The organism is Paenibacillus intestini, from assembly GCF_030803945.1.
Taxonomy (GTDB): Bacteria; Bacillota; Bacilli; order Paenibacillales; family Paenibacillaceae; genus Paenibacillus; species Paenibacillus polysaccharolyticus.
Window position 1 is genome coordinate 35245 of sequence record NZ_JAURUN010000016.1, and the last position, 14151, is coordinate 49395.

A 14151-nucleotide genomic window follows, 5' to 3' on the forward strand; every position below is an offset into this window, starting at 1 on the left:
TTCTTGTGCCAATTGCTTTAATCTGTGTGTAATAGTGAATCAAGTCTACTTTTCATCCTTATCTGTTCATTCCAAAATTACAGGAGGTTTATATCTATGGCATCATCTTTGTATTTTTATAAAAAGAAAGGTATGCGTACGCTGCTTACCGCTACGGCTATTACTCTATTGTTACAAACAGCGGTTTCACCAGTCGCAGGCATTGCTTTTGCTGCCCCTGCTGCGAATACCAAAGTAACATCAGCCAATTCGACAGCAATCTACAAATCCTTTCAGAACATGCTATACAAAAAAAATGGCCTACCCGCGGCAGACCGTTACCTAGAGTCTAAAATCAGCCAGGTGACCCCCTATCATGCAACCCTGATGGTGCTACAGTTAGAAAATGCCCGCTTCAAAGCGCTAACGGCCATAACGGATCGCATGCTTGTGCCCAATGTTCAGGATCAGATGCAGAAAATATACAATTGGAATAACAGCTTTACGCAGCTGATGTCACGCACCAAAGACACGAGTCTCCGTTCACTGCTGCAACAGGCCAGAGACAGCGGTTATCGTCTTACGATGATCGAGGGTTATCTCTATCCAATCATGAATTATGCCGCATTTGAAAAATACACTTCTTATGTAAATGAAGATATCAAACAGTACATTCGCATCATGGCAGTCGAAACGAGCAATATCGCCTCTGAAGATGGGGGCCTCATGATCGGATATCAGGATATGCTGAACCGTGCGCTGAATCAAGAGCGGTTCCTGAATGATTTTCCTAAGTCTAACCGGAAAAACCAGGTACAGATGTTGATGAATCAATACACCTTGTACACCTTTTACGGGCTCGATAATACCCCGCTGTTCGATTACGACACCAACGTAATGGTGCCCAATGCTCAAAAAGGGTACAAAGCTGTCTTACAGCGGAATACTTCCGAGGACAGTGCTTTTTTTAAAAAACTGAATGCGTTCATGGATGTCGTCGCTGAATCCAAGTTTGAAAGAACAGAGGCTGTCGACAAATGGCTGGAACAGAACGTATCTAGGGATGAATATCTGCCGGAGTACGGTATATAAAAGTTTTAGATCAATCTAACGGTAACAATCAGCCAATGGCCTGGATAAGCTGGAGGTAGAGCAAGGGAGTTAGGTTAAATAGATGTGTGCATGCAATGGTAAGCTTGGAATAGTCAACATTTTTCATACACCGTTCCTTGTGCTAGTCGCGTAGAAGGTTGTACGGATGAAAAAAATTCTAACGATCACCACAGACCTTATTTGGCCGATTTAGAGATGTTCAGTGATCTAACGATCACCAGAGACGCTATTTCTTCTGAAATGAGCAAAAATCAATGATTTCTCGTCTGAAATGGGGAAATAACGTTTCTCCTGATCGTTAGAATTTTAAATGAGTTGAAATCGACCAAATAGCGTCATCTGAGATCGTTAGCCTGTCAGCTTATATTGCTCCACCGCCGCTTTATCAAAAAAAGACGAACCCACCGCCCTCGGCGTTGCTTCGTCTTTTTTGGCGTATCTGCTGTTAACTGACTAAATATAGTTGTTACGGGTTCACGATACAGATGGTGTCCCTCACTGTTACATATGTAAGCATCCATCACTCAAGCGTTGGCTCCTTTTGAGTGCGAAGCTCGAATGCATTCCAGCCAATCTATAGAACTGAGAGCTCTTTGACCATATGGTAATACTCATGTCCACCGATGAGAATCACTTCATCTTGAACATAGCCTTGCCGTTCATAGAGCTGCATGGCGCGGCCATTGTCCTGCTCCACGATCAGGGCAACCTGCGTGTGCCCGAGTTCTCTTCCCTGCTGCTCAAAAGCAGCCATCAGTGCACGGCCGATGCCCTGCCCCTGAAATGGCTCACTTACCGAAAGAGTATCGAGATAATACTCCCCAGGGCGGGTTTCTTTTACCAGAGCATATTTCTCATCGCCATCACGTCCGGGACGATTCAGAAGCGGCTGGTCCAGACGATCCACATCATCACCGGCGTACGCTACCAGCATGCCAGCAATCTCACCATCCTGCTCCATCACAGTTATATTTTGATAACTGATCCGGTTATTTTCCTGTGTAACAAACTCACGTAAGACGTCCATTGCCCGCTCATGGTCCGCCTCCCCCGCAAGTGCATAAGCGATATCCCCAATCGCCTGCACCAGCAGCGGGATGATCTGATCCACATCTTCCTTCCGTGCAGGTCGGATCTGAGGCACTTTCTTCTGTTGCTCTGACCCTATAGTAGGTTTCACTTGTAAAAAGACACCTCTCTCTCAGATCAACATGTTGAACAGATTTAAGTTTTTGTTCAGCTCAGTGTAGGCGATACCTTTGCGGTTCATACGTTCGATGAGTGGCTGGTAGTCTTCCTTGTACATGAGCTCGATGCCGACTAAGGCAGGGCCATTTTCCTTGTCATGTTTTTTCGTATATTCAAATCTGGCGATATCGTCATTCGGACCGAGCACTTCCTCCAGGAACTCACGTAGCGCCCCAGCACGTTGCGGGAAATTCACCATGAAATAATATTTCAGACCTTCGTAGATCAGGGAACGCTCTTTGATCTCCTGCATCCGGTCAATATCATTGTTACCGCCGCTGATGACACAGACCACCGTCTTGCCTGCGATCTGTTCGCGGTATTGCTCCAGTGCTGCTACAGCCAGCGAACCCGCAGGCTCCACCACGATCGCATTTTCGTTATATAATTCCAGAATGGTTGTGCAGGCTTTGCCTTCTGGCACCTTCACAATGTCATTCAGGATGTTGCTACAGATGTCATAAGTCAAATCACCGACCCGTTTCACCGCTGCCCCATCCACAAATTTATCGATATCATCCAGCGTAACCACTTGTTTGCGGAACATTGCTTCACTCATGGAAGCTGCTCCAAGCGGCTCAACGCCGATGATTTGTGTTTCAGGACTCACCGTTTTCATGTAGGTTCCTACTCCAGCCGCTAATCCGCCGCCGCCAATGGTGACAAATACATAGTCTGCATTCTCATCAAGGCTTTCCATGATCTCCATCGCAACTGTACCGTTCCCTGCAATAATCTTCGGTGAATCAAACGGATGGATAAAGGTCATGCCCTGCTCGTCACATGCCCGCATCGCTTCCGCATACGCATCATCATACGTATCACCGATCAGGACAACTTCTACATTATCGCCGCCAAAACGTCGTACCTGTTTCACTTTCTGGTTCGGTGTTGTGCTTGGCATAAAGATTTTGCCGTGAATGCCCAGTGCATTACAGCTAAAAGCTACACCCTGTGCGTGGTTGCCGGCACTCGCACAGACGATGCCTTTCTCCATTTCCGCTGGGGTCAGACTGCGTATCATATTGTAAGCCCCTCGAATTTTAAAAGAACGCACCACTTGAAGGTCTTCCCGTTTCAGATACACATTACAGTTATATTTAGCCGAAAGTACAGCATCCCGCTGTAGCGGCGTTCTGACAATCACTTCACGCAGCACATGATGTGCGCGTACGATATCTTCCATGCCTACATGGACATTTCTAGAACCTTCGTTTCCGGCTCCCGTTCCTGTTGTTTCTTGATTCTCTGGTTTCATCTGTCTCCACACTCCGCTTATATGGTCTAACAATGTCATCCATTGCTTTTTCTTTTTATTGTATCACTTTTGCTCTGTTCTTGCGCCCGACACCGGGAGGAACAATCTTCTACTCGCTATAACGACTGTACTCAAATACTTTACATTTCTCATTTTCCACTTTCTTATCTCTTACTCCGCATCGCGTATCATTCGCATGATCTCATTGACGATCACTTCAGGATCTGTAAACATCACCATGTGACCCGAACGCGCTGCTTCTACCCACCTTGCATTGGCTAGCTTACTCACCGTCTGACGGTGAGCTTCAACAATGGCAGGTCTGATTTTACGTTCTCCCTTGCCCGGCAACGTACCCGAAATAATGCTAACTTCCAAGTCTCCCAATTCGGGAGGTTGCTCCTGTAACCCCTTTAAATCTTGCAAAAAATTCTTTCCCTCCGCAGCCATCGTCCGAGCAGCTTGTACCGTAAAGTCCTCCCGGCGGTGATCTGCTACAACGTCATCAGGCTGACTAAGAAAGTCTTTGATGCCAAGAAACCGATACAGGCCCACACGAGCCAGAGCGGGAATAAGTGCCCCATTTATCGCAAAACCGACCTTCGCCATACGGGAAAAATATAACTCACAATGCTCATCCGACGGGTCAACAAGAATGATACCTTGCAGACGTAACAGATTACTAGCGGCCGTTGCCCGCACAATGGGCCCTCCCCAGCTATGCCCCACCAGAATAATCGGCCCTGTCCCGAGCGCTTTTAGCAGGTCATTCAGGTCTACCGCAATCCGGGTGAGCGTGCGTGGAGAAAAATCAACATCACTTCGTCCCGCTCCTGCCCTGTCATACACAACGGTACGTGCATGCTCCGCAATCGTCGGCACAACCAGCCCCCATGTAGATCTGGAAACGCCCATCCCCGACTCAAAAACGACCGTCACTTCTCCAGCGCCCTTCGACATGTAATGCAACTTCCGGCCATCCCGGGTCTGGATATATGCACTTGAACCCAACGTATGTAATCCAGCATCATGACCCATTGCTTCACCTTCCCTCCCCACTGATCCACAGTATCTCGTCTCTCATCACGCTTCTAAATGAAAATGATTATCAATTACTAATTATACCTTTTCCCCTGTAAAAAAAGAACACCCAATCCATCACCGGATCGGGTATCCCTCTCAGCCTTGCAGTAGCTGAACGTACAATATAAAACTTACGGCCTCGCGCCCTTTTGCTCGCGCATAACCTGATTACTTCTTCACAGATCACAGGTCATGAAGCAGAATCGGGATGAAATTCTCTTATCCGCGAATGCCGTGCTCCTTATTGTTCATCTGATCCAGCAGCTGATTCATCGTATCCTCAGTCATCGCGCCACCGCTAAAAGCCACAAGGGCACGTAGCGGCATATATTTCATCATCGCGTTCATCATGTCCGCATGATCATGATCACCGGAATCGTCACCGCCACCAAAACCGCTCGCTTCCTGGAATTGCTGCAAAGCCTGCTCAATCAGCTTTTTATTCTCGGGGTCGCGCTGAATATCGCCAAGGGTACTATTGCGTGTATACGTTGGAATGAACGTGGCAGTAGACTCTACGCTTACCCGAGTCTGCATACGAATATCACGCGAAGAGCTACCGAGCTGTATACCGAACTCCCCCGTCTCGACATGCCAGTCTTTCATATCCACGTTGTAATACGCGAACGAACGCTTATTCAGCGTGAAATGAACTATTTTGGACTCGCCAGCCTCCAGTGCCACCTTCGCAAAAGCTTTCAGCTCCCGATCCGGACGAATCACTGTACTCTCAACATCACTAACGTACAACTGTACGATCTCTTTCCCTGCACGCTCCCCGGTATTGGTGACGCGTATTTGTACCTGCACCTCGTCCAGATCCGTTAGCGCTGTGCGATCTACTTGTAAATCGCTGTACTCAAACGTGGTATAACTGAGGCCGTATCCAAAAGGGAATAGCGGGTCCAGCTCTTTTTTATCATAATAACGGTAACCGACGAAGATCCCCTCTCGGTAATCCACACGATCTGCCTCACCAGGGAAGTTCAGATAGGACGGATTGTGGCTAAGCTTAGCCGGGAAGGTCTCTGCCAGTTTACCGGATGGGTTCACCTCACCGTAGAGCAGATCGGCGATTGCGCCTCCTACGGCCTGTCCGCCAAGATAAGCTTCAAGCACAGCTTGGACCTGCGACAGCCAAGGCATCTCCACTGGAGAACCGTTGCTTAGCACAACCACTACACGGGACTGCACCTTGGCAACCTCTTCAATCAGTCGAATGTGGTTGTCCGGCAGACGCAGATGCGCACGGTCATACCCTTCGGATTCGTATCGATCCGGCAATCCAACAAATACCACAGCGGTATCTGCCGCTTGTGCAGCCTGAACAGCCTGCTGCAACAGTGTCTCATCCACATCGTCCTCTTCAATCCGGTACCCTGGTGCATACGAGATGGTTACTCCATCGCCTGCCACAAGAGTCATCTCCTCCACAATATCATCGACCTTGGTCGGATTAATGTGGGAGCTTCCCCCTCCCTGAAAGCGAGGTTTACGCGCAAAAGCACCTACGATGGCTACGCTACCTTCACGCTTTAGCGGAAGAAGCCCGGCTTCATTTTTCAACAAAACCATACTCTCGGATGCCACTTTACGTGCAAGCTGATGATGTTCATCTTTATCGTACGAAGCGCCTTCTTTCTTATGATCCACCGCTTTGAAAATTAAGGTCAGCAAACGCTCCACCGCAAGATCCAGCTTGTCCATGGGCAGCTTTCCGCTCTCTACCGCATCGATCACCTTACGTTCTCCAATACCGCCGCTTGCTGGCATCTCCAGCTCCAGTCCAGCTGCAAGGGCATCCGTCCGCTCATTCACTGCACCCCAGTCCGAGACAACCAGACCTTCATGGCCCCATTCATCCTTCAATATGTCCGTCAGCAGCCACTCATTTTCACCCGCATACGTACCGTTCACTTTATTATAAGAACACATGACCGTCCAAGGCTGTGCATCCTTCACTGCGCCTTCGAAGCTGGCCAGATAAATCTCGCGTAGCGTCCGTTCGTCTACCACCGCATCAATCGACATACGGCGCTCTTCCTGGTTATTCACCGCAAAGTGTTTGAGAGACGTACCCACGCCCTGGCTCTGCACGCCCTGAATATGAGCGGTAGCCATCTGAGTAGATAAGAGTGGGTCTTCAGAAAAGTATTCAAAGTTCCGTCCGCCCAAGGGAGAACGTTTAATATTTACACCCGGTCCAAGCAGTACCGCCACATCTTCGGCCTGACATTCTTCACCCAAAGCCACGCCCACCTGACGCGCCAGCTCGGTATCCCACGAACTCGCCAGCCCTGCCGCAGACGGGAAACAGGTTGCAGGTACACTTGCGGTCAGACCCAAGTGATCTGCACTGCTGTCCTGTTTGCGCAATCCGTGAGGACCATCCGTTACCATAATAGATGGAATGCCGAGACGCTCCACCCCTTTCAGATGCCAAAAGTCGAGCCCTGAGCACATTCCCGCTTTTTCTTCCAGTGTCATCTGCTGTACCAAATCTTTGATGTTACGTTCCACATTAACCCCTCCAGTTCATGATATTCGTGTAGTGTCGAAGCTATATAACAAGCATACTGCGTGGACTTTTACTATTTCAAATCCTTACCCGGTTTGGCACGTTTACATAACAGATGTGCTCATTTTTCGTGAGGCAAATAAGTTAACTTAAAGATTTTACACGGTGCACTCCGATGACAGAATAACCTTCAATCGCTGTTATCCTATATAGATTAATAAAATGAAAAAACAGCCCGATCTCAACGATCAGGCTGCCTGCGAACTTCTTATATATGTCGATATGTGCTAGATCTCGTAATGCAATACATCCACAAGTACTGTACCTGTATTACACCTGTGTTGTATACCATGCTGCCGCGGCTTCTGCCTCGGTACGTGTCAGTTGATGCCCCTGACGTTCCCAATGCATATGCACATCGGCACCCGCCCCGCTCAGCAGGGAAGCCAGTTCCTCCGTTTCACGTCTTGGCACAATTGGATCATTCTCTCCTGCACCGATGAACACGGGCAGTCCTTTCAGATCAGGCAGTGTCAGTCCGCGAAGCGGCACCATCGGATGGTGCAGGATTGCTCCCTTGAATACATCTGCCTGATGGAACATCAGACTTGCGGCAATGTTGGCACCATTGGAATAGCCCAGCGCATACACGTTCGATCGATCGAATCCATATTCCACCGCAGCAGCATCGATAAAGGCTCCCAGCTCTGCTGTCCGTGCAATCAGATCCTCTTCATCAAAGACACCTTCTGCAAGGCGGCGGAAGAAACGTGGCATCCCATTCTCGGAAACGTTACCTCGCACTCCAAGAATCGCCGCCCCCGGAGCAATCATCTCTGCCAGTCCGATCAGATCATTCTCCGTTCCACCTGTACCGTGGAGCAACAATATTGTCGCCGCATCTGCCTGCGCACCTGCTTTGTAGATATGTTTCATCGTCGCTGTACTCATCATTTAGACTCCCCCTTCCATTCCCGTACTTGAATTGGTGGCAACAATTGTTCGATCTGCTCACGCTGTGGTTCGTACCATTCAGGCAGCATCAATTTCTCGCCCATCGTCTCTTGCGGTTCATCCCGTGCAAAGCCTGGAGGATCTGTCGCAATCTCGAACAAAATACCGCCTGGTTCACGGAAATATACCGCGTTGAAGTATTGACGGTCAATCACGGGTGTTGGATGATACCCTGTTTGATCCAGATCCTGTTGAATCTGTTCATGCTCCGAATAATCTTTGGCACGCCATGCAATGTGATGTACCGTTCCTGCTCCACCGATACCGCGCTGGATACCTGTTGATTGAATATCGATGATCTGTCCCAGATCACCGCTCGCCCGCAGACGAATCAGGCCATTCTCTTCACCAACCTGTTCCAGACCAAGCTTGCCGACAAGCACATCCATCGTTTTCTCAGGCACATGACTGTAGAGCACCGCACCGCCAAAGCCTTTGATCGCATGCTCAGGTGTCACCCCATTAAATGCCCACTGGCTCGGCTCGCCGCCTTCGCGCTCAACCAGTTCAAGGAGCAATCCCCCTTTATCGAAGAAACGAATATATTGTTCGCCGAATCTCGTTTTATTTTCATATGGAATATCGAAGGAAGCAAGACGTTCTTTCCAGAACGACAGGCTGCCCATCGGTACAGCATAGACGGTAACTCCGGTCTGACCTGAGCCAATCACACCTCTTCTTGCATTCTTCTGCGGGAAAAACGTAATGATCGTACCTGGTGCGCCTTGCTCATTGCCGTAGTACAAGTGATATACATCCGGTGCATCAAAGTTGATCGTTTTTTTCACCAGTCTGAGTCCCAACACCCCTGCGTAGAAGTCTACATTTTTCTGTGCGTCGTCAACAAAAGCGGTAATATGATGAATGCCTGAAGTTCTGAACATAATCTCCACTCCCTTAGTTTTCGTTTATTATTCATTATCTTGTTTGTTGTACGGTTGTTTTATTTACTGCTTCTGAGGATTAACTTACTTTAGCTTCGTTATTTATCTTTAAATTAAGATTCTTTAAATTCATATTAATCCATAACCGAGTAATATGCAAGCATTTATTTCAAAATTAAGATATTACTTCAATGAACCTTACATAGACTCGTTTGTTTTTGTTAAAACGTATCGCTCTGAACTGCTTTTCACATAAAAAACAGGTCCCCGAACCGAAGTACGGGAACCTGTCTTTAATAACGTGTATCTCACCAAAATGAAGCCTGCTTCTGATTCTTACACCAATTTTAATTTCTTCGGTGGATTAACCAGATCTTTATGCTCATATTCATCCTTGATATCCCCGACAATCTCTTCGAGAATATCCTCCATGGTCACCATTCCGATCGTTGCGCCAGCTTCGTCTTTGACAGAAGCGATATGCACGCGGCTATGTTGCATCTGAACGAGTACATCCTTGATCGGTGAACGCTCCGAGAAGCTCGGCATTGGGTGCATGAACGTGTTCATGCTGAACGTTCTGCCCGCAGCTACACTCGTTAACGTCTGTTTGGTATTAATAAACCCGACAAAATGGTTTGCATTCCCGTTTGCAATGACAGGATACCTCGTATACTCATGCTGATTCAGCACTTCAATAATCTGTTCCAGCGGCATTTCTTTATTCAGTGTAACGATTTTATTTCGGGGAATCATGATCTCCTGAAGCAAACGCTCATCAAAGGCAAAAATGTTTTTGAGGTAATCCAGCTCCGTCTGGTTAATTTCGCCACTCTCATAACTTTGCGCCATGATCAGCTTTAATTCCTCTTCGGAGTGAACCGTATCATGCCCGGCCGGTTTGATACCGAAAATGCTAAGCAATAAACGTGCTGCACCATTCAGCGCATAAATGAACGGGTTCATGATTTTACCGAACCAGTAGAGCGGTGGTGCAAGCAACAACGTCATCTTTTCAGCAAACTGAATGGCAAGTGTCTTCGGTGCAAGCTCGCCGATTACGACATGCAAGAAGGTGATAAATGCCAATGCAATCGCGTAAGAGAGTACGGTGGACAGTGCAGCAGGCACTTCCAGACTCTGGAATAACGGATGCAACAATTTCTCCACGGTCGGTTCGCCCAAAGCACCCAGTACGAGCGCAGTAATCGTAATACCAAGTTGACAGGCAGACAGATAATAATCCAGATTATGTGCTACTTTTTTGGCGACCACTGCTTTTTTGTTGCCTTCCGAGATCAATTGATCAATACGGGACATCCGCACTTTCAGAATAGCAAACTCGGCTCCTACGAAAAACGCGGTCAAACCGATAAATACAGCTACTAAAAATAAGTTTAAGGCTATTATTCCGTCCAATGATTTCCCTCGGGTGAGGGATTCACCTCCATTAAGTTTTGAAATGTTTAAGCCAGATCGCTGGCAGCTTCTTGGGCCTCAATACCGTTAACACGTTCAAGCAGCACCTGCTTGATGTGATAGTTCTCGGCATCCACTACCGTCCAGACATAGTCGCCGTGTTCAACGGTATCTCCTTTTTCCACACCGACACCCTTCTGGTACTGAATCCATCCGGCAACCGTATCCATCTCTTCATTACCTTCGAATATAATTCCGAATTGACGCTCCAGTTCATCCAGCAGCACACGGCCACTAATTAGATACTGGTTTTCCCCGGTCTCCTGAATGTCCGCTACTTCATCAGCATCGAACTCATCCCGGATCTCGCCAACCAGCTCTTCAAGGATATCCTCCATCGTAATGATTCCCGAAGTACCGCCATACTCATCCACGACAACAGCCATATGCACACGTTCCTGTTGCATTTTGATCATCGCATCCTGAATGGATGTCACTTCCGATACAAAGGGGATCTCACGCACAAATTCACTCAATTGATGTGCCCGGGTCGCAACCATGTCCGGCAAAATCTTCTTCACATTCACGACACCGATAATGCGGTCTTTATCTCCATCCTCGATGACGGGATATCTGGAGTAGTTATGCTCATCCAATATAGGAATAATATCGTCATACGTCATATCCTGATTCAGTGTAATTAGTTCTGTACGAGGAACCATGATGTCTTTGGCATCACGTTCATCGAACACAAAAACATTTTCCAGATACGAAAGTTTGGTCTTGTTGCTTTCATCGCCTTCATAGCTCTGGTTCATAATGATCTTAATCTCATCCTCGGAATAGGCCTGATCATGTCCGGCTGGTTTTACACCGAATGCACGCAGGATTACACGCGATGCACCATTGAGTGCCCAGATGAATGGATACATGACTTTACCAAACCAGTACAGCGGCGGAGAGAGTAACAAAGTCAACTTTTCGGAAAATTGAATCGCCAACGTTTTGGGTGCCATCTCACCAACAACGACATGCAAAAACGTAACGAGTATAAAAGCTATCGCATAAGAAGCAATCGCCGAGGCCGAGGCAGGTACGTCAAAATAATTAAACACCGGATATAACAATCTCTCCACAGTCGGTTTCCCCAAGGCCCCGAGTCCGAGGGCTGTAACGGTGATACCTAGCTGACAGGCGGACAAATAATAATCCAGGTCCGAGACGACCTTTTTGGCAAGCACTGCCTGTTTATTGCCTTCGGCAACCAGTTGATCCACCCTTGATGTACGAATTTTCACAACAGCAAACTCCGACGCAACGAAAAATGCAGTCAGTACAATCAAGATGATAAGTAATGCGATATTTAATATGGTAATTATGTCCAAAGACTTCCCCGATAGTCAGGGATTCACCTCCAAGATAGTTACAGCGTGATACATTAACGTTCATGCCGTTAACTGTTCATACGCTGTTGAATGTGTGATGCCAAGAGCCCGTGACGAATAAAAAATATATAAAAATCAGTTCATGATCACTTCTGTATAAGTCGCATAATGACCTTGTAAATCTAAAACAGGAATCCAAGATGAAGTCAATAACGCCCATGACGTGTAGAAACGACTTCAATCAAAACGGGTTACCCCTCATGCTGTCCATTGTTCCTTGATCAACTCCACCTAGATTCGCCATTTGGACAATTTACAATATCGCCTACCCAATAGATATCCACCTCCCAACGTATCGATTCCTGTTTCCGAAAAGTATATCATGTTTTGATTCAAACCATCCAGTTGCACGTTATGGTTTGGCACAAGCTTACAGTCTATTGTTCACAGAATAGTCTATATGTATGTTATCCTGTGGCATTTTAACCAGTGTTATCCTACCAAAAAATGAGTTTCTATGATCTATGTATCTTCCGTTTTTTCTGGCTTTTTCCGTATCTATATATGAATCTTTCCACTTTATTAGAATAGTGCAGTTTACTGAAATACTACCCGTTCCATTTGGCCATTAAACAGATCCAAATCTTCACTTTCATAGCGGATAAACGTTGTGCTCAGGCAGGTTTATAAGAAATCTAACTGTCTTTTTTACACATAATATATGTAATACGCGCAAAAAGCCCACAGGATGCAAATACCTTGCGGTACCCATCCTACGGGCTGGCTTAATTGTTACACCAAAGCTTTGGCAGCAATGTCGGAGCGTTGATGTTTGCCTTCAAAATGAATGTGCTCTGCCTGAGCATATGCTTTGGCTCTTGCTTCTGCAATGTCAGCACCTAGGCCTACAACACCGAGAATACGTCCACCGTTTGTCACCCAGTCCCCAGCTTCATTACGCGCTGTTCCTGCATGGAACACAACACCCTCTTGGGCTTGATCCAGTCCCTCAATCACAACACCTTTCGCATAAGGGCCGGGATATCCGCCTGAAGCAAGCACGACACATACAGCGGCTTCTTCGCTCCATTCAATCTCCAGATCAGCCAGTTTTCCGTGAACGGTTGCCCAGAAAATGTCGAGCAGGTCCGTTTTCAGACGTGGCAGCACCACTTGTGTCTCTGGATCTCCGAAGCGTGCGTTGAACTCAATCGTTTTGGGTTTGCCATCCGGGGAGATCATCAGACCCGCAAACAATACACCACGGAATGGACGTCCCTCGGATACCATTGCTTTCGCTGTTGGCTTAATGATGGTTTCCACCGCTTCTTCAATAATGGTGGCCGGAATATGTGGAAGTGGAGAGTATGTGCCCATGCCGCCCGTATTTGGCCCCTGATCATTGTCGAACACAGGTTTATGATCCTGCGCAGCAGCCATCGGACGAACTGTCTCACCGTCAACAAAAGCCAGAATCGACATCTCCTGTCCGGCGAGGAATTCTTCGATAATCACTTTCGCTCCAGCTTCACCAAACACCTTATCAACCATAATGCTGCGAAGGGCCTGATTCGCCTCCTCACGAGAGTATGCAACGGTGACCCCTTTACCTGCAGCCAGTCCGTCCGCTTTGATAACAATCGGAATCGCTTGCTCATCCAGATAGGTCTGAGCTTGCTCGTAGTTGTCGAACTTCTCGTATGCAGCCGTAGGGATATTGTATTTGTGTAGCAGATCCTTCATAAATGTTTTGCTGCCTTCGATTTCCGCTGCATTACGACGTGGGCCGAAGACCGGGATTCCTGTCGAGTCAAATGCGTCCACAATGCCGTCTGCGAGCGGATCATCTGGTCCAATAACGACGAGGTCTACTTTTAGTTCAACTGCCAGTGCTTTGAGTTTGTCAAATTCATGTACCGCAATCGGATGACACTCTGCCAGCTGTGCAATGCCCGCATTCCCGGGTGCACAATGAATTTTACCTGCCTTTGGACTCTTCGCCAGTGCCCAGATAATTGCATGTTCGCGGCCGCCGCCGCCGACTACCAAAATATCCATTCGTCTGTTTCCCTCCACGCTTTACTGGATTGTGATGTTCCTACACTTCAAAACATTAAGTGTCTATTTTTTATTGATCTATTTCCTGAAAAAAGGAGTGCCCCATACGTCATCAGCATGACAGGTGACACTCCTTTATAACACTTGCCACTTTTTGATGAAGAGTATTTTAATACTTCTGTTCGGACTTTA

At 47.4% G+C, this 14151-nt stretch carries 10 protein-coding genes; 1 reads left to right on the top strand and 9 read right to left on the bottom strand.

Annotated features, from left to right (window positions below; genetic code table 11):
• The first annotated feature begins 96 nt into the window (after positions 1-96).
• On the top strand, positions 97-1071 hold the full coding sequence (locus tag J2T16_RS26680) for a hypothetical protein (protein WP_499019816.1): 975 nt from the start codon (positions 97-99) through the stop codon (positions 1069-1071).
• Positions 1072-1666: 595 nt separating this feature from the next.
• Here J2T16_RS26680 and J2T16_RS26685 read toward each other — a convergent pair.
• From J2T16_RS26685 to purD, 9 genes are all read right to left on the bottom strand, one after another.
• Entirely contained in the window at positions 1667-2272 is a 606-nt protein-coding gene (locus J2T16_RS26685; protein WP_253497460.1) for a GNAT family N-acetyltransferase, read from the bottom strand.
• 21 nt (positions 2273-2293) lie between these two features.
• On the bottom strand, positions 2294-3526 hold the full coding sequence (gene ilvA / locus J2T16_RS26690; protein WP_090923415.1) for a threonine ammonia-lyase IlvA: 1233 nt from the start codon (positions 3524-3526) through the stop codon (positions 2294-2296).
• Between the two features lie 243 nt (positions 3527-3769).
• Positions 3770-4636 carry an alpha/beta fold hydrolase gene (locus J2T16_RS26695; protein ID WP_499019821.1) on the bottom strand — a complete coding sequence of 289 codons (867 nt, stop codon included), beginning with the start codon at positions 4634-4636 and terminating at the stop codon, positions 3770-3772.
• Between the two features lie 264 nt (positions 4637-4900).
• On the bottom strand, positions 4901-7201 hold the full coding sequence (locus tag J2T16_RS26700) for a beta-glucosidase family protein (protein WP_499019824.1): 2301 nt from the start codon (positions 7199-7201) through the stop codon (positions 4901-4903).
• A 328-nt stretch (positions 7202-7529) separates the two neighbouring features.
• Positions 7530-8135, bottom strand: a complete 606-nt coding sequence (locus J2T16_RS26705; protein ID WP_090923416.1) for an alpha/beta hydrolase — start codon at positions 8133-8135, stop codon at positions 7530-7532.
• A gap of 14 nt (positions 8136-8149) precedes the next feature.
• A complete protein-coding gene (locus J2T16_RS26710; protein WP_499019826.1) occupies positions 8150-9097 on the bottom strand; it encodes a ring-cleaving dioxygenase in 948 nt (315 codons plus the stop codon).
• A 336-nt stretch (positions 9098-9433) separates the two neighbouring features.
• The gene (locus J2T16_RS26715) at positions 9434-10516 is read right to left on the bottom strand and encodes a hemolysin family protein (protein WP_499019827.1); all 1083 of its coding nucleotides are present in this window, start codon (positions 10514-10516) and stop codon (positions 9434-9436) included.
• 47 nt (positions 10517-10563) lie between these two features.
• Positions 10564-11901 (bottom strand): hemolysin family protein, encoded by a 1338-nt coding sequence (locus tag J2T16_RS26720; protein ID WP_499019830.1) that lies wholly within the window; start codon positions 11899-11901, stop codon positions 10564-10566.
• Between the two features lie 792 nt (positions 11902-12693).
• Positions 12694-13959: a phosphoribosylamine--glycine ligase gene (purD, locus tag J2T16_RS26725; RefSeq protein WP_499019832.1), complete on the bottom strand. Its 1266-nt coding sequence runs from the start codon at positions 13957-13959 to the stop codon at positions 12694-12696.
• Positions 13960-14151: the final 192 nt, after the last annotated feature.

What these genes read in the sequence shown, in the direction of transcription:
- ilvA (WP_090923415.1), bottom strand. Translation starts at nt 3,526, where the DNA reads ATGGAAGATATCGTACGCGCACATCATGTGCTGCGTGAAGTGATTGTC.
- J2T16_RS26695 (WP_499019821.1), bottom strand. Translation starts at nt 4,636, where the DNA reads ATGGGTCATGATGCTGGATTACATACGTTGGGTTCAAGTGCATATATC.
- J2T16_RS26705 (WP_090923416.1), bottom strand. Translation starts at nt 8,135, where the DNA reads ATGAAACATATCTACAAAGCAGGTGCGCAGGCAGATGCGGCGACAATA.
- J2T16_RS26680 (WP_499019816.1), top strand. Translation starts at nt 97, where the DNA reads ATGGCATCATCTTTGTATTTTTATAAAAAGAAAGGTATGCGTACGCTG.
- J2T16_RS26710 (WP_499019826.1), bottom strand. Translation starts at nt 9,097, where the DNA reads ATGTTCAGAACTTCAGGCATTCATCATATTACCGCTTTTGTTGACGAC.
- purD (WP_499019832.1), bottom strand. Translation starts at nt 13,959, where the DNA reads ATGGATATTTTGGTAGTCGGCGGCGGCGGCCGCGAACATGCAATTATC.